The following is a 19,772-nucleotide window of genomic DNA, read 5'->3' as shown; positions in this document are numbered from 1 at the left end:
TTGCCTCGAGACTGCTCTGATAATCGCCCTCAATTTGCCACTTGTCGCAGCTGCCCAAATCGGTCACTTCGCGCGGGTGCAACGCCTCTTCTGTGACCAAAGGACGACCCCATGACTCTAGGTAAACGTGTGCTGGACGTACTTGCGGCTTTAGCCCTTGGGTGCATCCTGCTGCCGGTGATGATTGTCGTGGGGCTGGTGATCTTGGTGATGGACGGGCGGCCGGTTTTCTACGTTTCTGAAAGGATGCGCAGCCCGACCCAGGGCTTTGCCCTTGTGAAATTCCGCACCATGAAGCCGTCGGACAACAACACCGGGGTGACAGGTGGGCACAAGACTGACCGGATCACGCGCACAGGCCATTTTCTGCGCCGTACCCGGCTGGACGAGGTGCCGCAGCTTTGGAACATCCTGCGCGGGGATATCAGTTTTGTCGGGCCAAGGCCGCCCCTGCGATCTGTGGTGGAAAAATACCCGCAGGTCTATGCAGAGGTGCTGCAATCGCGGCCCGGTGTAACGGGTCTGGCGTCGATCATTTTTCACGGCCACGAAGAATGGCTGATGCGTGATTGCAAAACCGGGGCAGAGGCGGAGGCAGTCTACGGCCGCGCTTGCGTGCCGCGTAAGGCCAAGCTGGACCTGATCTATCAGAAAAACCGGACCCTGTGTCTGGACTTGGCGCTGATGCTCAAAACCGTCCTGCGCCGCTTGCCTCTGCGCTAGTACGCTGGAGGCCGGGACGCTCGCGCGAACGCGCTTCGCCCCACCCGCCCTCCCGCGGGACGTTGTCGAGTGATTGTGGCGGAGGCTCAGGGATTCGAACCCTGGGGACGCTTTCACGCCCGCCGGTTTTCAAGACCGGTGCATTCGACCACTCTGCCAAACCTCCGCTGGCGATTGCCTAGGACAGGTCGATTGATTCTGGAACCCTGTCGCAAAACTGTTACGAACGCGGTCTAGCTGCGCGGGGGAAGGAGAATGCGATGCGAGTGATGGTGAATGGATTGGGGCGGATCGGCAAGCTGGTCACCCGCATGTTGATCGACAGTCCCGGCGAGGCGGAGGTTGTGGCCCTGAACGACGCAACCGGGGACGTAGAGATCCACGCCCTGTTGCTGGAACGTGACAGTGTCCATGGTCGCTGGCACGAAGTGGTGGGCCAGAACGGCGCTCTGCATATGCGAGGCCGGGTGCTGCCCCTGAGCCACGCTGCGCGGATCGAGGATCTGGACCTGTCCGGCATTGACATGGTGGTTGACTGCACCGGCGCGTTCAAATCCCCGCAGGCGTTGCAGCCCTACTTCGACGCAGGCGTGGGCCGGGTGCTGGTGAGTGCACCGGTGAAAGAGGGCGCGTTGAACCTGGTCTATGGGGTAAACCACGCCCTCTATGACGGGTCGCAGCGGATCGTCACGGCTGCGTCCTGTACGACCAACTGTTTGGCCCCCGTTGTGCAGGTGATACGTGAAGCCTTTGGTATAAAGCACGGGTCTTTCACGACAATCCATGATGTAACCAACACGCAGACCATCGTCGACCGAGCGCACAAAGATCCCCGGCGCGCGCGCTCGGCCCTGATGAACCTTGTGCCCACGACCACCGGGTCCGCCAAGGCGATCATGCAGATTTTCCCTGATCTGGAAGGGCGCTTGATGGGGCATGCGATACGGGTGCCCTTGCTGAACGCGAGCCTGACCGACTGCGTGTTCGAGCTGGACCGCGCGACCACGACAGACGAGGTGAACGAAGCCTTCATGGCTGCGTCCGAAGGCTCCTTGCGCGGCATTCTGGGCTTTGAGGCCAAGCCGCTGGTCAGCACCGATTACACCAATGACCCCCGGTCCACGATCATCGACGGGCCGTCCACGGTGGTGGTGCAGGGCACACACCTGAAGGTCTATGCGTGGTACGACAACGAATACGGCTACGCCGCGCGGACCTGTGACATCGCGCGGATGATGGCGGGATGACCGGACGATGACCCGCGCACGCCCGGCCGGTCTGTCGGCCTATATCGCGGTCACAGCGGCTTATTGGGCGTTCATGCTGACGGATGGGGCCTTGCGCATGTTGGTGCTGTTGCATTTTCACACGCTGGGCTTTTCGCCGATCCAGCTGGCCTATCTGTTCGTCCTTTACGAGGTGGCGGGAATCGTCACCAACCTGTCGGCGGGCTGGCTGGCGGCGCGGTTCGGGCTGGCGGTGACGCTCTATGCGGGCCTCGCCTTGCAGGTGGGCGCGCTGGTGGCCTTGGCGCAGCTCGACCCCGCTTGGACCATCCCGGCCAGTGTTGCCTTTGTCATGGCCGTTCAGGGCGTGTCTGGCGTGGCCAAGGATCTGTCCAAGACCGCCAGCAAATCCGCCGTGAAACTGCTGGCCCCCGAGGCGGGCCTGTTCAAATGGGTGGCCGTGCTGACCGGGTCGAAGAACGCGGTCAAGGGCCTTGGGTTCTTTGTGGGCGCGGGGCTGCTGGCGGTGGTCGGGTTTCAGGGCGCGGTTCTGGGCATGGCGGGCGGGCTGGCGGTGATCCTGATCGCCGTGGTGGCCTTTATGCCCGGTGGCCTGCCCGGGGGGACCAAGGGCACCAAGTTCACTGCCGTGTTCAGCCGCGACGCCCGCATCAACCGCCTTTCGGCAGCGCGCCTGTTCCTGTTCGGGGCGCGGGACGTGTGGTTCGTCGTGGGCGTGCCGATCTATTTCAAGACCGCCCTGTCCGACGGCACGCCCGAGGGCGCGCGGTGGGCGTTTTTCGTGGTCGGTAGCTTCATGGCGCTCTGGATCATCCTGTATGGGGCGGTGCAGGCCGGCGCGCCGCGTTTGGTGGGGCAGGGCACGGCGACCCAGGCTTGGGGTTGGGCCACGGCGCTGGCCCTTGTGCCCGCGGCTCTGACCCTTGCAGCGCTTACCGTCCCCACGGGGACACTGTTCTGGGTACTGGTGGCGGGCCTGTTGGCGTTCGGAGCGGTCTTTGCCGTGAACTCCGCCCTTCATTCCTACCTGATCCTGTCCTTCTCCCGGGCAGAGCGGGTGACCATGGACGTCGGCTTCTACTACATGGCCAATGCGGCGGGGCGCTTGGTGGGCACGCTCATGTCCGGGGTCAGCTATCAAGTCGGGGGGTTGCCCCTGTGTCTGGGGGTGGCAAGCGTCATGGCTACCGCCTCGGCCCTGACGCTGCGGGGACTGCGCTAGCGCTCACAGTTGCGTGTCCCCCTTGATATTGGGCGCGGCAATGGGGCACCACGGGTAAAACGCTGAAAGACCCCATGCTCGACGTCCATATCCGCCCTTTGATTGATCCCCCCTCAGCCGCCTGGGCGCAGTTCTGGCAGGTGCGGGGATCACTGCCAACGGGGTGACGCTGGCGGGTCTGGGCCTTGGCCTGCTGTCGGCGGCGTTGATCATGGTGGGGCTGGTGGGGCTGGCGTTGGTGCCGCTGCTGATGTCGCGCATCGCGGATGGGCTGGACGGCGCGGTCGCGCGGGCCACGGCCAAGACCGACTTTGGCGGCTACCTTGATATTGCCAGCGACTTTCTGTTCTACGGCGCAATCCCCTTTGCCTTTGTGGTCATGGACCCCGGTGCCAATGGGGTGGCGGGGGCGTTTCTGCTGCTGGCGTTCTACGTCAACGGAACCAGCTTTCTGGGCTACGCGATCCTGGCCGAAAAACGCGACATGACCACGTCCGATCGCGGGTCCAAATCCCTGTACTTCACGGGCGGTTTGTTGGAAGGCACGGAAACCATCGTGTTTTTCGTGATCCTGTGCCTGCTGCCCGCCTATTTCGCACCGCTGGCCTTTGTGTTCGGTGCCTTGTGTTTTGTCACTGCCATATCCCGGGTCCTGTTGGCCCGCACCGTGTTCGATACTGAAAAGGAAGACCCATGAAACCCTTTGCCACGCTGGCGGCCCTGACCGCCTTGACCCTGCCGGCCTATGCCGATTCAAATCCCGCCGACTGGGACGCCGTTCTGGCCGAGGCCAAGGGCCAGACCGTCTATTGGAACGCCTGGGGCGGGTCCACGACCACCAATGACTTTATCGCTTGGGTCGGGTCCCGCGTGGCCGAGGATTATGGCGTTACCCTCGAACACGTCAAACTGACAGACACCGCCGACGCCGTGTCCCGCGTTGTGGCCGAGAAGGCCGCCGGTAAAGACGAGGGTGGTGCCGTTGACATGATCTGGATCAACGGCGCCAACTTCAACGCCATGAAAGAGGCTGACCTGCTGTTCGGCCCCTTTGCCGAGGACCTGCCGAACTGGCAATTCGTGGATGTGGACGGCAAGACCGTGACCACGGATTTCACCGTCCCCACAGAGGGGTACGAGGCCCCGTGGGCCATGGCGCAAGTGGTCTTCATCTATGATAGCGCCACCCTGCCAGAGCCGCCGAAATCCGCAGCCGCCATCCTTGAATGGGCGCAGGCCAATCCGGGGCGGTTCACCTTCCCCCAGCCCCCCGATTTCCTTGGCACCACGTTCCTGAAACAGATGCTGATCGAGTTGGTCGACGACCCATCGGTCCTGCAAGCCCCCGCAGGCGACAATTACGAGGCGGTGACGGCGCCCATGTGGGCCTTCCTGGAGGCGCTGACACCCAGCCTGTGGCGCGAGGGGCGCGCCTATCCCCAGACCGGCCCGCGCCAGCTGCAATTGATCAATGACGGCGAAGTGGACATGGCCATCAGCTTCAGCCCCGGCGAGGCTTCGGCGGCCATCGCAAACTTCCAACTGCCTGAAACCGCGCGCACCTTTGTGCTGGACGGGGGGACCTTGGGCAACGCGTCCTTTGTGGCGATCCCCTACAACGCCAACGCGCAGGCCGGGGCCATGGTGGTGGCCAACTTCCTAATGTCCCCCGAGGCTCAGGCCCGCGCCCAGGACCCCAACGTGCTGGGCTATGGCACGGTTCTGGATATGGACGCGATCAGCGCGGAACAACGCGCGGCCTTTGATGCGTTGGAGCTGGGCGTGGCCACCCTGACACCGGCCGAACTGGGCACGGCCCTGCCGGAACCACACCCCAGCTGGGCCACCCGGATCGAGGCCGATTGGGTCGAGCGGTACGGCGTTGCCAACTAGACCTGTGCCCTGTGCAAGCGGCGTCGGCGGGCCAGCCCCCGCGTATGCGTGGGCGTCCCGAAGGTTTTTGGGGCGCGTATATTTTTGGCCCGAACAAGGTGGGGGCGTAGGGTTTGAGCAAGACACGTCTGGGCCCCATCCCCGCCCTGACGGTCGCGGTGCTGACCCTGCCCGTGGCGGCGGGGCTGGCGGGGACGCTGGCGCCCGCCTTGGGGTATTTTCCATCGGGGGGCGGCACGGGGCTGTCCCTGAAACCAACGGCCATGTTGCTGGACTGGCCGGGCCTGCCGCGCGCGGCCTTCCTGTCGGTCTGGGTCGGGGTGCTGGCCACCCTGGGTGCGCTGACCATCGCCATGCTGGTGGTGGCGGGCTGGCACGGGTCGCGGGCCTTTACGGCGTTGGAACGCCTGCTGTCGCCGCTGTTGTCCGTACCCCATGCGGCCGCCGCCTTGGGGCTGGCATTTCTGATCGTCCCCTCGGGTTGGATCGCGCGGGCGGTGTCGCCCGGGATCACCGGCTGGGACCGCCCGCCTGACCTGTTGACGGTGCAGGACCCTTGGGGGCTGGCCCTGATCGCGGGGCTGATCGCCAAGGAGGTGCCTTTTATTCTGCTGATGACCCTTGCTGCGCTGCCCCAAGCCAACCCGGGGCCCCGCATGGCCGTGGCCCGCGCCTTGGGCTATGGCCGGATCAAGGCCTGGCTGGTGGCGGTCTTCCCGGCGGTCTATGCCCAGATCCGCCTGCCTGTTTACGTGGTGCTGGCCTATGGCATGAGCGTGGTGGACGTGGCGATCATCCTTGGCCCCAACACTCCGCCGACCCTGTCTGTGCAGATCGTGCGCTGGATGGCGGACCCAGATCTGGCCCTGCGGATGCCCGCCGCCGCCGGAGCCCTGGTGCAACTGGCGCTGGTGGTGGCGGTTCTGGGTGCCTGGCGTCTGGGCGAGGGGGCCGTGGCCCGCCTGGGCACTCGCTGGGCCACGGGCGGGGGCCGGGCGAGGCGCGACGGCGCGCTCCGCTGGGCGGGCCTTGGACTTGGGGCAGGGGCGGCGCTGGCAGTGCTGGCCGGGATCGCATCCCTCGCAGTGTGGTCGGTCGCGGCGCGCTGGCGGTTCCCCGATGCCTTGCCGCAAGGGTTCACCTTGCGCACTTGGGCCCGTCATGGCCCCGAGGTCGCGGACACCGCCCTGATCACCATGGCCCTGGCCGGGGCCACGGCCCTGATCGCCCTGATCCTCACCATCGGCTGTCTGGAGGCCGAGCACCGCCGCGCCCGCCCCATGGGACCGGGGGCCGTGTGGTTGTTGTACCTGCCCCTGATCGTACCCCAGGTCGCCTTCCTGCCGGGGTTGCAGCATTTGGCCCTTTTGGTGGGCTGGGACAGCGGCTTTGGCCCGGTTCTGGCGGCCCATCTGGTGTTTGTGCTGCCTTACGTGTTCCTGTCGCTGGCTGGGCCGTTTCGGGCCTGGGACCGGCGGCAGGCCACGATCGCCGCCGCCATGGGCCGGGGGCCAGAGGCCGTGCTGTGGCGGCTGCGCCTGCCGATGCTGCTGGGCCCGATCCTTGTGGCGCTGGCCGTGGGCATGGCCGTCAGCGTGGGGCAATACCTGCCGACGTTGCTGATCGGGGGCGGGCGCGTGGCGACCCTTGCGACCGAGGCCGTCACGCTTGCGTCCGGTGGGGACCGGCGGGCCATCGGCGTCTGGGGTCTGGTGCAGACGGGGGCCGCGCTGGTGCCCTTTGCGCTGGCCTTGCTTGTGCCTGCCGTGGTGTATGCCCGGCGCAGGGGGATGCGGCATGGATAGCGGTTTGCAGATAGACAGATTGGTGATCCGTGTCCCCATGGGGACACCCCTGATGGCGTTCTCCGCGCAGGTGGCCCCGGGCGAGGTGCTGTCGGTCATGGGGCCATCGGGGTCTGGCAAATCCACCCTGCTGGCGTGGTTGACGGGCACGCTGGCCCAGGGATTTCGGGCCGAGGGACAAGCGTTCTTGGCGGGTGAGGCGCTGTGCGACAAACGCCCCGAGGACCGCGCCCTTGGCATCCTGTTCCAGGATCACCTGCTGTTTCCCCATCTGTCCGTGGCGGGAAATCTGGCCTTTGGTCTGCGCGCGCGGGACAACCGCGCCGCCCGGATCGAAGCCGCCCTCGCCGCAATCGGTCTGCCCGGCTACGGGCCCCGGGACCCCGCCAGCCTGTCGGGCGGGCAACGTGCCCGGGTGGCCATGATGCGCATGTTGCTGTCGGACCCCAAGGCCCTGCTGCTGGACGAGCCGTTCAGCCGTCTGGATGCGGACCTGCGCACCCAGATGCGCGATCTGGTCTTTGCCCAGGCGCGAGACCGGGGCCTGCCGGTGATCCTTGTCACTCACGACGCCGAGGACGTGCCCCCGGGCGGGCGGATCCTACGGCTGGGACAGTAGGTCGGCCACCAGCGGGTTGGGAAAGCGGCGGTCCACGGTGACGGCGTAGAAGCTTTCGGTCAGGGGCAGTTCGGCGGCCACCTCCAGCGTGCCGTTGGCCAATTCATCCTGCACCACGATGGGGGGCACCACGGCCAACCCCGCGCCCGCCCGCGCCAGCAGGCGCAGCATGGCCATGTCGTCGACCTCCGCCGCGATGACGGGCTGGCGGGCCATGCGGGCCATCAAGGCGTCGAACTCGCCCCGGATCGCGGATTCGCGGGTGGGCACCAGCAGGGGTTCCTCTGCCAGCAGTTGATCCAGCGTCCGCTCCCGCGCCACCCCGGGCAGGCAGATCAGGTCCACCCCCTGGGCATCCAGCCTTTGGGCCACAAAGGGTTGCGCGCTGTCGGCGGGGGGCGGCCGTGTGGTCAGCAGCACGTCAAGGTTCAGGGCCGTCAGGGCGGCATAAAGTTCGGTGGCAGAGCCGGAGCGCAAGATGATCTCCGTATCCGCGCGGCCCAGGATCGGCCTGAGAAAGGTCATCTGAAAGTTGCGCGACAGGGTAGACAGGGCGCCCACGCGCAAGACCTGTTGCGCAGGCCCCGCCCCCTTGAGCGTTCCGACCAGTTCCGCGCCCGCGTCAAAGATCGTATCCGCGTGATCCAGCGCGATGCGCCCGGCCTCGGTCAGGGCCAGCGTCCGGCCCCGGCGGTCAAACAGCTTGTGGCCCAATCGCGCCTCCAAGGCCTTGATCTGGGACGAAAGCGCCGATTGAGATAGGTTCATCCGCTCTGCGGTGCGGGTCAGGTTGCCGTCATGGGCCACGGCCCAGAAATAGCGCAGATGGTGGTAATTCAGGTCCATCGTTCATTTATATCGAACGATAGGGCGCAAACAATATATTTTTCTATTTTGTCGCACCGGGCTACCTGACCTTCAAGCGCAATAGGAGGCACCCCGATGCTGATGATCTACCTCGCGCCCTTGGCCTTTGTGCTGGCGGGCATTTACCTTTTGACACAGACCCCCTGTCGCACGGCGCGCGCCTTGCGCGTGGGCGAATGGGCGGCGTTTGTGGCCATGGGCACTTCGGTGCTGGCCATTGCCGCGTTGATCTCGGGCGGGTCGGCCACAAGCGGGCTGATCGGGGCGCAGGGTGCGGGTTTCTCGGCGCGGCTGGACATCGTGTCGGTGACCATGTTGACGCTCGTCAGCTTCATCGGCTGGGTCGTGACCAGGTTTGCGATCCGCTACACCGACGGCGAGGGGAACCAAGCCCGGTTCCTTGGCACCTTGGCCCTGACGCTGGCCGCTGTTTTGCTGTTCGTGACCACGGGCAACGTGGTGCAGTTGATCCTGGGCTGGATCGGCACCTGCATCGGGTTGCGGTCGCTGCTGTTGTTCTACCCTGAACGGCGGGCGGCCCAACGGGCGGCGCGCAAGAAGACGGTTGTTGATTTGGCCTCGACCGCCGCACTGGTCCTTGCGGGGCTGATCTTGGCGCGCGGGGCAGGGACCGGCGACATCGCCACGATCCTTGACACCGCCACCCGGGACGGCGCGACGATCACCGCTGCGGCCCTGCTGGCGCTGTTTGCGGTGCTGGCCTCGGCCATGATCCCGCTGCACGGCTGGCTGACAGAGGTGATGGAGGCCCCAACGCCCGTCTCTGCCCTGCTGCACGCGGGCGTGGTGAACGCGGGCGGGGTCGTCCTGATCCGGTTCGCGGACGTCCTGCTCGTAGCCCCGGGGGTGATGTCGGTTCTGGTCATGCTGGGGGGCATTTCGGCCCTGATCGGCGGGCTGGTGATGCTGACGCAGCCGGCGATCAAGACCGCGCTGGCGTGGTCCACCGTGGCGCAGATGGGGTTCATGCTGTTGCAGGCGGGCTTTGCCCTGTTCCCTCTGGCCCTGCTGCACATCGTGGCACACTCCCTTTACAAGGCCCACGCCTTCCTGTCCTCGGGCGGGGCGGTGAACGCAGTGGCGGCAATCAAGCGGCCCGGCCCGGTGGCTGTGCCCAACCTCAAGGCCGTCAGCCGCGCTTTCATCATCGCCTTGGCGATCTACGCGGCGGTGGCGATGCTGTTCGGCATCGGGGACAAGTCGGTCCAAGCGGTGGCCTTGGGGGCGATCCTTGTGTTCGGCGTAGCCTACATGCTGGCCCAGGGTCTGGCGGATGCGGCACCCAAAAAGCTGACGATCTACACGGCGGCGATCTCGCTGGCGGTGACGACGGGCTATTTCACCCTGCAACTGGCGGCCACGGCCCTGACCGCAGGGGCCTTGCCCCAGCCCCCGCGCCGGGCGCGCTGGAATGGGTGCTGATCAAGGTGGCTGTGGTGTCGTTTGGCGCCGTGGCGCTGGCGCAGGCCTGTTTCCCCCTGTGGGCGCGCCACCCCGCGACCGAAGGGCTGCGGGTGCACCTGATGAACGGCCTCTATCTCAATGCAATCTTTGACCGCGCCCTGGGCGGCTGGAAAGTGAAGGAACAGTAAGATGATTTTGCAAAACGTACACTCCGGTGACACCCTGCGCCTGTTCGCCTTGGCCGACACTGCAGCCAATGCCATCCCGCCCCTGTGGCCCCTGTCCACATCGGTCGCGGTGAACCCCTTTCTGGGCCAGACTGAAGAGCCGCTGTCCCTGACCGCCGCCCGGCTGGACCGGGTCGCCGGGGTCCGCGTGACCACCCCGCGTGCCGATCTGTTGGCGCAGGTAGCAGCGGGCGAGATCACTGACGCCGATCTGGCCGAGGCGCTGACCCTGTCGCCCGTGGCGGGCATCACCACCGCTGACGGTTTGCTGCAGGCCGCGCAAGAGACAGGCACAGACCCCAAGGCCCTGCCAACCGTTGCCGACTTGGCCGCCGGTGTCAGCGGTGTGGACTGGCCCGCCATCATTGCCGAACGGTTCGGCCTGTGGGCGGCGGGGCATTTTGACCAAGGTCAGGCCCTGTGGCCCGCGCCCCAGCGGGACGCGTACACCAGCTGGCACGGCTTTGCCCGGCGCGACCTGACTGTGGAATTGCACGGGCTGACCGGCTTTGCCGCGCGCATTGCCGATACGTCCCGGTCTGCGCCCACGGCCCTTGGGCAAGCGTGCTACACGCTGGGGATTGACCCTGACGCCGCCGAGACCGCCTTTCACAGGCTGCTGATCACCTTGGTGGGCTGGGCGCAATATGCCCGGCATCTGGATTGGACGGGCCAGCAAAAAGGCACGGTGACGGACCTGTTGACCATCCGCATTCAGTGGGAAGCGGCGCTGTTGGATTTCTACCGCGACCAGATCGGCGCGCAGTGGGCGGATATCGTCGCGGCCCACGCCCAACCCCTGACAGCCACCCCGGCGCAGCATGTGGATGCCGCCCTGCAAACGGCGGCAGAACTGGCCCATCAGCGCAAGCTGGGCGCGACACTGACCACGCCTGCCACCCATAGCCACGCGGGCCGCGCCAAGGCCCAGGCCGCCTTTTGCATCGATGTCCGGTCAGAGCCGTTCCGCCGCGCCCTGGAGGCACAGGACGCGGGCATCGAAACCGGGGGCGTTGCCGGGTTCTTCGGGGTGCTGCCCGCGCACAAGGGCTCCGGCTCTGACGTGACCGAGGCGCGGGGCCCCGTGCTGGTGCCCGTGTCCACCCCGTCCGAGGCCCATGCGGAGGATGAAGTGGACCTGCGGATCCAGGCCCGCGCCCTGCGCGCCTGGGGTCGGTTCCGGGGGCGGCTGTCAGCTCTTTCGCCTTTGTGGAGGCGGCAGGCCCGCTCTACATCGCCAAGCTGCTCAAGGACAGCGGCGTGCCATTGCCCAAATCCAAAGCCGAGGCGGACCCCATGCCCAACTTCGGCCCAGAGATCACGTTGGAGGACAAGATCGGCATGGCCAAGGGCATCCTGACCCTGATGGGTCTGCCCAAACCCCTGGCCCCCATTGTCGCGATCATCGGGCACGGGTCCCACGTCACCCTGAACCCCCACGAAAGCGGTTTGAACTGCGGGGCCTGTGGCGGGCACGCGGGTGACGTGAACGCGCGGCTGGCCGCGGGCCTGCTGAACGATCCGCAGGTGCGCGCGGCCCTGGGCGACGCGGTGCCCGAAGACACGGTTTTCGTGGCCGGTATGCACTACACCACCACCGACCGGATCAAGCTGTTTGGGGCGGATGCGGGGATCGAAGGGTCGGACGCCCTGAACCAACTGCAACAGTGGTGCGATCAGGCGACCGTCGATGCGGCCACGGCGCGGGCGGGCGATCTGCCTCGGGCGGTCACGGCGCGGGATGTGGCGGACCGCGCGCTGGACTGGGCCGAGACGCGCCCCGAATGGGGCCTTGCGGGTTGTGCAGCGTTCATCGCCGCCCCGCGCGCCCGGACCCGGGGGCGCAAGCTGGACGGTCGGGCGTTTCTGAACACCTACGACCACACCCAAGACGAAGGCTACGGCCTGTTGGAAACCATCATGACTGCCCCCGTGGTCGTGGCCAGCTGGATCGGGCTGCAATACTACGGGTCCGCTCTGGCACCGGAAATCTTTGGTGGCGGCAACAAGCTGCTGCACAATGTGACCGGTGGCATCGGTGTGGTCGAGGGCAACGGCGGTCTGTTGCGCGGGGGCTTGCCGATGCAGTCGATCCATGACGGCGAAAAGGCGATGCACCAGCCTTTGCGCTTGACTGTTGTGATCGAGGCCCCACGTGAAGCCATGCAGGCGATCCTGGAAAAACACCCCGGTGTCAAAGCCTTGTTCGACAACGGTTGGCTGCACCTGATGTCCCTGGAGGCAGACGGTCAATTGTCCCACCGCTGGACGCGGGAGGGGTGGAAGCCCACGCAAAAACAGACCCAGCCTGCGGCCATCGCGGCGCAATAGGGTCACGTCATAGGATCGGAGGTCTCCGTTCCTGTCCCAAGGGTGCCACCTTGGGGGCCATGGGGCGCGGTGTTGCAGCACTGCGCCCTATGTGCGTTTGAGATGTGCGTCTAAAGCGGGGCTTCGCGGCCATGGGCGGCCAGACGGCGGCTGATCGCGCTGGCCTCTGGCGCACCGGTGTCCAGGGCAAAGACATAGGCCTGTGTCAGGTAGAAACAGGCCGCATCCAGATCCGCCGTGGCGTCTGCGGCGGCACTGTACAGGCCCACAAGGGCCCGGTGATCCCCGGCGGCGTGAGCGGCCAGAAGGGCGTCGTTCAAATCCTGCATCTTGTGGCTCCATGACAAACCCATGGCTCATGGTGCGACGGGATGTCCCGCAAAACAAGGGCCGGCACGGTTGGGCACGCGGCGTTTTGATCTAAATCAAAGGGCGTTGAGGGTCGCTTTGGTAGGACGGGTGCGCAACCGCACCCCATGCTGAACCGGGGTGACCCTTCGCTTCGCCTATTCGGAGACCGCCCAGATGAACTATGACGCCTTTTTCGCCGACCGATTGGATGCCTTGCGCGCGGAGGGCAACTACCGCGTCTTTGCCGATCTGGAACGCGAGCAGGGCAATTTTCCCCACGCCACATGGCGCGATGGATCGGGCGCAGAGGCGCCGGTGACGATCTGGTGTTCCAACGATTATCTGGGCATGGGCCAGCACCCCAAGGTGCTGACGGCCATGCACGCGGCCCTTGACGCCTGCGGCGCGGGCGCGGGGGGCACGCGCAACATTTCCGGCACCACGCACCACCACGTGGTGCTGGAGCGCGAGCTTGCGGACTTGCACGGCAAGGAGGCGGCCCTGCTGTTCACCAGCGGCTACGTGTCGAACTGGGCGGCCCTTGGCACGCTGGGCGCGAAAATCCCCGGGCTGACGATCCTGTCTGACGCGTTGAACCATGCCTCCATGATCGAAGGGATCCGTCATTCAAAGGCGGACCGGATCATCTGGAAACACAACGATCTGGAAGATCTGGAGCGGCACCTGGCCAGCCTGCCCCTGGATGCGCCCAAGATGATTGCCTTCGAGAGCGTCTATTCCATGGACGGTGACATCGCCCCCATGTCCGAGATTTGCGATCTGGCCGACAAGTACAATGCCATGACCTATCTGGACGAGGTGCACGCCGTCGGTATGTACGGCGCGCGCGGCGGCGGCGTGGCCGAGCGCGAGGGGCTGATGGACCGGATCACGGTGATCGAGGGCACGCTGGGCAAGGCGTTCGGCGTCATGGGCGGCTATATCGCCGCCAGCGCAGATCTGTGCGATTTCGTGCGGTCCTTTGCCAGCGGGTTCATCTTTACCACGGCCCTGCCGCCCGCAGTGGCCGCCGGGGCCGCGGCCTCGATCCGGCATCTCAAGGACAGCAGCGCCGAGCGGACGGCCCAAAGGGACCGGGTGCGACAGTTGCGCGCCCTGTTGGACGCCGCCGGAATCCCGCACGAGCCGAACCCGAGCCACATCATCCCCGTCATGGTCGGCTGTCCGGTGAAGTGCAAATTTATCAGCGACATGCTGATGCGGGATCACGGGATCTATATCCAGCCGATCAACTACCCCACTGTCCCCAAGGGGACGGAACGCCTGCGGATTACGCCCGGCCCGGTGCATAGCCAAGCGGACCTGGATCGGCTGGTGGGGGCGCTGTCTGACCTGTGGGGCCAGTGCAAGCTGGCGCGCAGTGCCATGGCCGCACAATAACGCCGCTGGTTGTTTGACCAAAAGGACGCGCTGACGCGCGACGCGATGTTTTGGGGCGCCCGTGGCCTCTGTCCCCGTGGGGACGGAGCGGCGGTGCGCTTGGCGATTTTCTTTTACAGAGTGTTTTTGTCGGAAAAGGATTGACCAAGTAAATTGGTCGGGTATGCAGAGGGCGTTTTTAACACTCAGGGAAACACACCATGCGTACCAAGACCATCATGGCCGTTCTGGCCGCGACCGTTGCCTTGCCTGCCGTGCCTGCCTTTGCAGAAGGCGAGCTGAACCTGTACTCGTCGCGTCACTACGACACGGACGAGCGTCTGTATTCGGATTTCGAAGAGATGACAGGCATCACCATCAACCGGATCGAAGGCAAGGCGGACGAGCTGATCGCACGTATGGAGGCAGAGGGGGCCAACTCTCCGGCTGACATTCTGCTGACAGTCGACACCTCGCGTCTGGAGCGGGCCAAGGCCGCAGGCGTGCTGCAATCCGTGGACAGCGATGTCCTGGAGGCGCGCATCCCGGCCTATCTGCAAGATGACGACAACCAGTGGTTCGGCTTCAGCCAGCGCGCGCGGATCATCTTCTACGACAAGACGGACGTAGCAAACCCACCGAAGTCCTACACCGATCTGGCCGATCCGGCCTATGCGGGCATGGTGTGCCATCGGTCCTCGACCAACGTGTATTCGCAAACACTGACGGCGGCTGTCATCGCCAACCACGGGGCTGAGGCAGCCGAGGCTTGGGCCCAAGGCTTTGTGAACAACTTTGCCCGTGACCCACAGGGCGGCGACACGGACCAGCTGCGCGGGCTGGCGTCGGGGGAGTGTGATATCTCGATCTCCAACACCTACTACTTTGCACGGGCCCTGCGCAAAGACGTCAGCGGGCTGGACGCAGAGGCGCTGGACAACATCGGTTGGGTCTTCCCGGCCCAGGACGCCGAAGGGGCGCATATGAACCTGTCGGGCGGCGGTGTGGCAGCCAATGCGCCCAACAAGGAAAACGCGGTGAAGTTCCTGGAGTATCTCGCCAGCGATCAGGCGCAGCAGTACTTCAGCGCGGGCAACGATGAATACCCCGCCGTGCCAGGTGTGGGTCTGTCCCCATCGGTGGCCGCACTGGGTTTGTTCAAGCCGGACGATCTGAAGGCCTCTGACATCGCGGCCAATGTGGCCACGGCGAACGAGATCTTTGGGCGCGTCGGCTGGGAATAATCCCCCGATCAGCGGTGCGCGGCAGGCCCCTTCGGGGGCCTGTTTGCGTTTCGGGTGGCGCGCCTAGACGCCTTGGCGCACCCGGCGGCACAGCAGGATCACCGGGATCAACCCGATGCCCGCAATGACGAGGAGGGGACCGCCGCCCCCTCCAGCCGTTCATCGGCCGCAAGGCGGAAGGCCTGGACCGCCAACGTGTCATAGTTGAAGGGGCGCATGATCAGGGTTGCGGGCAACTCCTTCATCACGTCCACAAACACGATCAGGCCTGCGGTCAGGATCGCGGGCGTCATCAGCGGAATGTGGATGCGCCGTACCGTTCCCGCCGCCGATTGCCCCAACACGCGCGAGACCGCGTCGAGGTTGGGGCCGATGCTGGACACGCCGGTCTCGTAGGCGCCAAGGGCCGCGGCCATGAAGCGTACCAGATAGGCGATCACCAGCACCCAGATGGAGCCTGTGAACAAGAGCCCCGTCGAGATGTCGAAGGTCGCCCGCATCCATGCATCCAACGCATTGTCAAAGGCGGCAAAGGGCACGAACAGGCCCACGGCGATCACCCCGCCCGGCACCGCATAGCCCAGCCGCCCGATGTAGATCGCACCGTTGGTCAGACGCCCCGGTGCCGCGCGCTGCACACTGCCCAGGATGATGGCGGCGGCCACGGTGATCAGGGCGGCCACGCTGGCCAATGTCAGGGAATTGGTGATGAAGCCCATGTAGCGGCGCGACGTCAGGTCCTGCCCCGACCCCACGGCCATGATCAGCAGGGTCACGGTCGGGATCACGACACCCAGCAGGACGGGCAGGGCACAGGCGGCGGTGGCGGCCCAGGCGCGCGTGCCGGTCAGGTGTACCCGGTCCATGGCGCGGGTGTGCTTGGTGGCGTAGGTGGCCCGCCTGCGGCCATAACGCTCCAACAGGGCTAGCAGCAGGGCAAAGGCCAGCAGGCCAAGGGCCAGTTGTGCCGCCGCCCCGCGGTCGGCGAGGGTGAACCAACTGGTATAGATGCCCGTGGCAAAGGTCTGCACTCCGAAATGGGCGACGGTGCCGAAGTCGGCAATGGTCTCCATCGTGGCCAGCAGCACGCCCGAGGCGATGGCAGGCCGCGCCATGGGCAGGGACACGCGCAGGAAAGTGCCCCAGGCCGATTGCCCCAGGCTGCGCGCGGCCAGCACCACCGCCGCCCCTTGCGCACCGAACGCCGTGCGGGCCAGCAGATAGACGTAAGGGTACAGCACGATCGTCAGCATCGCCGCCGCCCCGCCCAGGGACCGGATTTCGGGGAACCAATAGTCCCTCGGGCCCCAGCCCATCACATCACGCAAGGTCGATTGCACGATGCCCGGATGGTCCAGCACATGGGTGTAGGCATAGGCCAGCACATAGGCCGGGAAGGCGAGCGGTACGACCAGCAGCACCTCCAACACGCGGCGGCCCGGAAAGGCGCAGGTCGTCACCAGCCACGCCGTGCCCGTACCGATCACAAAGGTGCCCGTGGCCACCAGCGCCACAAGGCCCAGCGTGTTGCCCACATAGCCGGGCAGGACCGTGTCCGCCAGCCGGGCAAAGGTGGCCCCGTCCGACAGCAGCCCCACAAGAGCCACACCGATCAGGGGCAGGGCGCAGAGGGCCGCGATCACGGCCGCAAGGATCATCATGGCCCCAATGCCGGAGAACCGGGAGCGCGCGGTCTGGGAACGGGTGGTCTGGGGGGCGGGCATATCAGTCATGCATCTGTCCTAGGATACGGCGCGCGGGGGCGCAAACCCCCACTTCTCCTTATTTCCCGCGCAAGCGGGTCAGGCGGGGCAGGGCATAGGGCACCCGGGCGGCGTAGGCGGCAAAGCGGGGGCCGTAGCGGGTGTGGAACCGCCGCTCCTTCAGGATGGGGGCCAGCAGGCAGTAGCTTGTCAGCCCCACCGCCAGCATCAACTGGTCCGGCGTCCAGACCGGCACGGTCCACGTGGTCAGGGCAAAGGCCACGTAGATCGGCTGTCGGATCACGCGGAACAGGCCCGCCTCGGGCATGTCGGGGAACCGAGGCGCGCGGGCGGCGGCGAGGGACATCCAGCCAAGCGCACCCGACTGCACCTCGGCCCCGGCGTCAAAGCTGGCCCACATCAACAACAGCCAGGATGCGGCATATGCGGCGCAAATGGCGTAAAACGCCGTGCCCGTGGCCTGCCACCAGATCACGCCGCTGGGCGTCCACAGGGCAAACAGCGCCAACAGTTGTATCGAGGCGATGATGGCGTAGGTCGTGGTGGACAGGGTGCGCCCGTGGCCCCCCGGCGCAAGGCGGCCCAAGACCCAGCCGCCGCGCGGGGTCAGCAGGATCGAATGGAGCAGCGGGAATTGCACGATCAGGGCAAGGTTGGCCAGCCAGCCCCAAGGGGCAGGCACCGCCCCGAAACTGCGCGACATGCCAAAGAACATCGCCACGATCATGGCCAGCACGGCGGCGGCAAAGATCGTGTGGCAAGTGATCCCATAGGCATAGGCCAGCGCAATGCGGCCCCGCCCCGGGGGCGGGCGCAGGGCCCCAAGGGCCAAAGCGATCAGGCGGTTCAGTTTGTCCATGACCCGCCAGCTAGTTTTCCCGACCCATTTGCCCAGAGGGCCGCGCCCCCTACCTGTGTGCCATGTCACAAGATGCACCTGAAACCCTGCCCCCCGCATACGTCAGCGCCATTGTCGAAATGGCCCTGTCCGATCACGCCAGCTTTGCCCAGATCGAGGCAGAGTACGGGCTGTCCGAAAAACAGGTCAAAGCCTTGATGCGCGACACCCTGAAACCGGGCAGCTACAGGGCTTGGCGCAAGCGGGTGCGCAGCTTTTCCGACCGCCGCGCCCATTACAAGTAGGCGCGTTGGCACAGCGCCCTACCTTCCCTTCATGACCACACAGCGCCCCGATCCCCGCCCCATGCCCGTCCCCGCCAGCCGCTTGTCCCGGGTGGCCCGCCTGTCTGCCATGACCGCTGGGGTCGCGGGGAACATGGCCGTGGGCGGGCTGGTGCAGTTGGGTCAGGGGCAACGCCCGCGCATGCGAAACCTGTTGCTGACGCCCGGCAATGTGTCCCGAGTGGCCGATCAGCTGGCCAAGATGCGCGGGGCGGCGATGAAAATCGGACAGCTGGTCTCGATGGATACGGGCGACATGCTGCCGCCGGAGCTTGCGCAGATCATGGCGCGCCTGCGGGACGATGCCCATTTCATGCCGCCTGCGCAGTTGAAACAGGTGCTGACCACCCAGTGGTCGCCCGACTGGCTGCGCCGGTTCAAGCGGTTCGACGTGCGGCCTATCGCGGCGGCGTCGATCGGGCAGGTCCACCGCGCCCAGACGCACGATGGCCGCGATATGGCGATCAAGGTGCAATACCCCGGTGTTGCCCAAAGCATCGACAGCGATGTGGCCAACGTCGGTGTGCTGATCAAGATGTCGGGCCTTTTGCCCAAGGGGTTCGAACTGGCCCCCTATCTGGAGGAAGCGCGCAAGCAGCTGCACGAGGAAACGGATTATGCCCGCGAGGGGGCGGAGCTGTCGCGCTTTGGCGCTCTGCTGGCGGATCAGCCGCGCTTCAAGGTGCCCCGGATGTACCCGGATTTCAGCACGGATCAGATCCTTGCCATGGAGTATGTGGCCGGCCGCCCCATCGAGGCCGCGCGGGATCTGGATCAGGACACCCGCAACCGCATCGCCCATGACATGATCGAACTGACCTTGCGCGAGTTGTTCGTGTTTGGCGTCATGCAGACGGACCCGAACTTTGCCAACTACCTCTATGATACTGAAAACGAACGGATTATCCTGCTGGATTTCGGGGCCAGTCGCGCGATTGACCCGGTGATCCTGGACCAATACCGCCGGATGTTGCGCGCGGCGCGGGCGGATGATGCGGGCGCGCTGCACGCAGGCCTGACCGAGATGGGGGTGCTGACGCCCGACACCGCCGCGGCACACGCGGAGCGATTGGTGGCCATGGTGCGGCTGGCGTTTGGGGCGATTCGGGATCAGGTGCCGTTTGATTTTGCGGACCCGACCCTGAACCGCGCCATGCAGGCCGAGGGGATAAAGCTGGCCGAGGGGGGCTATGTCCCGCCGCCGCTGCCCCTGGATGTGCTGCTGGTGCAGCGCAAGCTGGGGGGCGTGTTTCTGCTGGGCGCGCGGTTGGGGGCCTTTGTGGATGTGGGCGCGCTGATCGACCGCTTTGTCACTGATAAATAAGCGAATTTTCACCCCGCCACACCCCACGACAACCACCCCCACGACACCCGCACCGCCAAAGGCCTCGCGGACCGCTGCGTGCCGATCCGCCGGCCCGAAACCGGGGGGCGGGCGCGGTCCCCCCGCACGGGCACCACGCGTGCTGTCGGTGCGCAGCCATGGGCCGGTCAGGGCGCTTTTGCCCCGGCAAAGGGGGCGCGCTGATGCG

15 protein-coding genes, 1 tRNA gene and 3 pseudogenes are annotated in these 19,772 nt (G+C 66.0%); 14 read left to right on the top strand and 5 right to left on the bottom strand.

Going from position 1 to position 19,772, the window contains the following annotated elements:
• Positions 1-111: 111 nt before the first annotated feature.
• Positions 112-723 carry a sugar transferase gene (locus tag ACZ1G0_RS09840; RefSeq protein ID WP_472736782.1) on the top strand — a complete coding sequence of 204 codons (612 nt, stop codon included), beginning with the start codon at positions 112-114 and terminating at the stop codon, positions 721-723.
• Positions 724-799: 76 nt separating this feature from the next.
• Here ACZ1G0_RS09840 and ACZ1G0_RS09835 read toward each other — a convergent pair.
• Positions 800-889: transfer RNA gene (locus ACZ1G0_RS09835), tRNA-Ser, on the bottom strand.
• A gap of 94 nt (positions 890-983) precedes the next feature.
• On the opposite strand from ACZ1G0_RS09835, the gene ACZ1G0_RS09830 reads away from it, so the two are divergent.
• The 6 genes and pseudogenes from ACZ1G0_RS09830 (at position 984) to ACZ1G0_RS09805 (ending at position 7,509) form a co-directional block, all read left to right on the top strand.
• A complete protein-coding gene (locus tag ACZ1G0_RS09830; RefSeq protein ID WP_472736781.1) occupies positions 984-1,970 on the top strand; it encodes an ArsJ-associated glyceraldehyde-3-phosphate dehydrogenase in 987 nt (328 codons plus the stop codon).
• Positions 1,971-1,977: 7 nt separating this feature from the next.
• The gene (gene arsJ, locus ACZ1G0_RS09825) at positions 1,978-3,192 is read left to right on the top strand and encodes an organoarsenical effux MFS transporter ArsJ (RefSeq protein ID WP_472736780.1); all 1,215 of its coding nucleotides are present in this window, start codon (positions 1,978-1,980) and stop codon (positions 3,190-3,192) included.
• 74 nt (positions 3,193-3,266) lie between these two features.
• A pseudogene (locus ACZ1G0_RS09820) lies at positions 3,267-3,889 on the top strand (CDP-alcohol phosphatidyltransferase family protein).
• The gene (locus ACZ1G0_RS09815) at positions 3,886-5,085 is read left to right on the top strand and encodes an ABC transporter substrate-binding protein (RefSeq protein WP_472736779.1); all 1,200 of its coding nucleotides are present in this window, start codon (positions 3,886-3,888) and stop codon (positions 5,083-5,085) included. Before ACZ1G0_RS09820 ends, ACZ1G0_RS09815 begins: the two are co-directional and overlap by 4 nt.
• A gap of 113 nt (positions 5,086-5,198) precedes the next feature.
• The gene (locus tag ACZ1G0_RS09810; protein ID WP_472736778.1) at positions 5,199-6,890 is read left to right on the top strand and encodes an ABC transporter permease; all 1,692 of its coding nucleotides are present in this window, start codon (positions 5,199-5,201) and stop codon (positions 6,888-6,890) included.
• Positions 6,883-7,509, top strand: coding sequence for an ATP-binding cassette domain-containing protein (locus tag ACZ1G0_RS09805; protein WP_472736777.1), 627 nt, complete (start codon positions 6,883-6,885; stop codon positions 7,507-7,509). The genes ACZ1G0_RS09810 and ACZ1G0_RS09805 overlap by 8 nt, the downstream gene beginning before the upstream one ends.
• Here the strand turns inward: ACZ1G0_RS09805 and ACZ1G0_RS09800 are convergent.
• Entirely contained in the window at positions 7,492-8,355 is an 864-nt protein-coding gene (locus ACZ1G0_RS09800) for a LysR family transcriptional regulator (RefSeq protein WP_472736776.1), read from the bottom strand. The genes ACZ1G0_RS09805 and ACZ1G0_RS09800 overlap by 18 nt on opposite strands.
• 96 nt (positions 8,356-8,451) lie before the next feature.
• Between ACZ1G0_RS09800 and ACZ1G0_RS09795 the strand changes: the two are divergent.
• From ACZ1G0_RS09795 to ACZ1G0_RS09785, 3 genes and pseudogenes are all read left to right on the top strand, one after another.
• A pseudogene (locus ACZ1G0_RS09795) lies at positions 8,452-9,989 on the top strand (proton-conducting transporter transmembrane domain-containing protein).
• Position 9,990: 1 nt separating this feature from the next.
• Positions 9,991-11,388 (top strand): putative inorganic carbon transporter subunit DabA, encoded by a 1,398-nt coding sequence (locus tag ACZ1G0_RS09790; protein ID WP_472736775.1) that lies wholly within the window; start codon positions 9,991-9,993, stop codon positions 11,386-11,388.
• Entirely contained in the window at positions 11,271-12,359 is a 1,089-nt protein-coding gene (locus tag ACZ1G0_RS09785; protein ID WP_472737790.1) for a putative inorganic carbon transporter subunit DabA, read from the top strand. The genes ACZ1G0_RS09790 and ACZ1G0_RS09785 overlap by 118 nt, the downstream gene beginning before the upstream one ends.
• A gap of 110 nt (positions 12,360-12,469) precedes the next feature.
• Here the strand turns inward: ACZ1G0_RS09785 and ACZ1G0_RS09780 are convergent, their stop codons facing one another.
• Positions 12,470-12,688 carry a hypothetical protein gene (locus ACZ1G0_RS09780; protein ID WP_472736774.1) on the bottom strand — a complete coding sequence of 73 codons (219 nt, stop codon included), beginning with the start codon at positions 12,686-12,688 and terminating at the stop codon, positions 12,470-12,472.
• A 196-nt stretch (positions 12,689-12,884) separates the two neighbouring features.
• On the opposite strand from ACZ1G0_RS09780, the gene hemA reads away from it, so the two are divergent.
• Positions 12,885-14,111, top strand: coding sequence for a 5-aminolevulinate synthase (gene hemA / locus ACZ1G0_RS09775; RefSeq protein ID WP_472737789.1), 1,227 nt, complete (start codon positions 12,885-12,887; stop codon positions 14,109-14,111).
• A 200-nt stretch (positions 14,112-14,311) separates the two neighbouring features.
• Positions 14,312-15,334 carry an extracellular solute-binding protein gene (locus ACZ1G0_RS09770; RefSeq protein WP_472736773.1) on the top strand — a complete coding sequence of 341 codons (1,023 nt, stop codon included), beginning with the start codon at positions 14,312-14,314 and terminating at the stop codon, positions 15,332-15,334.
• 63 nt (positions 15,335-15,397) lie between these two features.
• On the opposite strand, the pseudogene ACZ1G0_RS09765 reads toward ACZ1G0_RS09770, so the two are convergent.
• Positions 15,398-17,067, bottom strand: a pseudogene (locus ACZ1G0_RS09765) (ABC transporter permease).
• A 49-nt stretch (positions 17,068-17,116) separates the two neighbouring features.
• Positions 17,117-17,917 (bottom strand): methyltransferase family protein, encoded by an 801-nt coding sequence (locus ACZ1G0_RS09760; protein WP_472736772.1) that lies wholly within the window; start codon positions 17,915-17,917, stop codon positions 17,117-17,119.
• Between the two features lie 62 nt (positions 17,918-17,979).
• Here ACZ1G0_RS09760 and ACZ1G0_RS09755 point away from each other — a divergent pair, with 62 nt between their 5' ends.
• The gene (locus ACZ1G0_RS09755; protein ID WP_472736771.1) at positions 17,980-18,201 is read left to right on the top strand and encodes a DUF2805 domain-containing protein; all 222 of its coding nucleotides are present in this window, start codon (positions 17,980-17,982) and stop codon (positions 18,199-18,201) included.
• Positions 18,202-18,232: 31 nt separating this feature from the next.
• Positions 18,233-19,564 carry an ABC1 kinase family protein gene (locus ACZ1G0_RS09750; RefSeq protein ID WP_472736770.1) on the top strand — a complete coding sequence of 444 codons (1,332 nt, stop codon included), beginning with the start codon at positions 18,233-18,235 and terminating at the stop codon, positions 19,562-19,564.
• Positions 19,565-19,772: the final 208 nt, after the last annotated feature.

It is taken from the genome of Thalassobacter sp. HA4-2 (assembly GCF_055693705.1).
Note: the sequence above shows the minus strand (reverse complement) of the source record. Positions and strands in the feature narration are given on the sequence as shown.

Coding starts and splice junctions, on each gene's coding strand:
- ACZ1G0_RS09840 (WP_472736782.1), top strand. CDS start 112: ATGACTCTAGGTAAACGTGTGCTGGACGTACTTGCGGCTTTAGCCCTT.
- ACZ1G0_RS09790 (WP_472736775.1), top strand. CDS start 9,991: ATGATTTTGCAAAACGTACACTCCGGTGACACCCTGCGCCTGTTCGCC.
- ACZ1G0_RS09805 (WP_472736777.1), top strand. CDS start 6,883: ATGGATAGCGGTTTGCAGATAGACAGATTGGTGATCCGTGTCCCCATG.
- ACZ1G0_RS09760 (WP_472736772.1), bottom strand. CDS start 17,917: ATGGACAAACTGAACCGCCTGATCGCTTTGGCCCTTGGGGCCCTGCGC.
- ACZ1G0_RS09815 (WP_472736779.1), top strand. CDS start 3,886: ATGAAACCCTTTGCCACGCTGGCGGCCCTGACCGCCTTGACCCTGCCG.
- arsJ (WP_472736780.1), top strand. CDS start 1,978: ATGACCCGCGCACGCCCGGCCGGTCTGTCGGCCTATATCGCGGTCACA.
- ACZ1G0_RS09830 (WP_472736781.1), top strand. CDS start 984: ATGCGAGTGATGGTGAATGGATTGGGGCGGATCGGCAAGCTGGTCACC.
- ACZ1G0_RS09755 (WP_472736771.1), top strand. CDS start 17,980: ATGTCACAAGATGCACCTGAAACCCTGCCCCCCGCATACGTCAGCGCC.
- ACZ1G0_RS09800 (WP_472736776.1), bottom strand. CDS start 8,355: ATGGACCTGAATTACCACCATCTGCGCTATTTCTGGGCCGTGGCCCAT.
- ACZ1G0_RS09750 (WP_472736770.1), top strand. CDS start 18,233: ATGACCACACAGCGCCCCGATCCCCGCCCCATGCCCGTCCCCGCCAGC.
- ACZ1G0_RS09770 (WP_472736773.1), top strand. CDS start 14,312: ATGCGTACCAAGACCATCATGGCCGTTCTGGCCGCGACCGTTGCCTTG.
- hemA (WP_472737789.1), top strand. CDS start 12,885: ATGAACTATGACGCCTTTTTCGCCGACCGATTGGATGCCTTGCGCGCG.
- ACZ1G0_RS09780 (WP_472736774.1), bottom strand. CDS start 12,688: ATGCAGGATTTGAACGACGCCCTTCTGGCCGCTCACGCCGCCGGGGAT.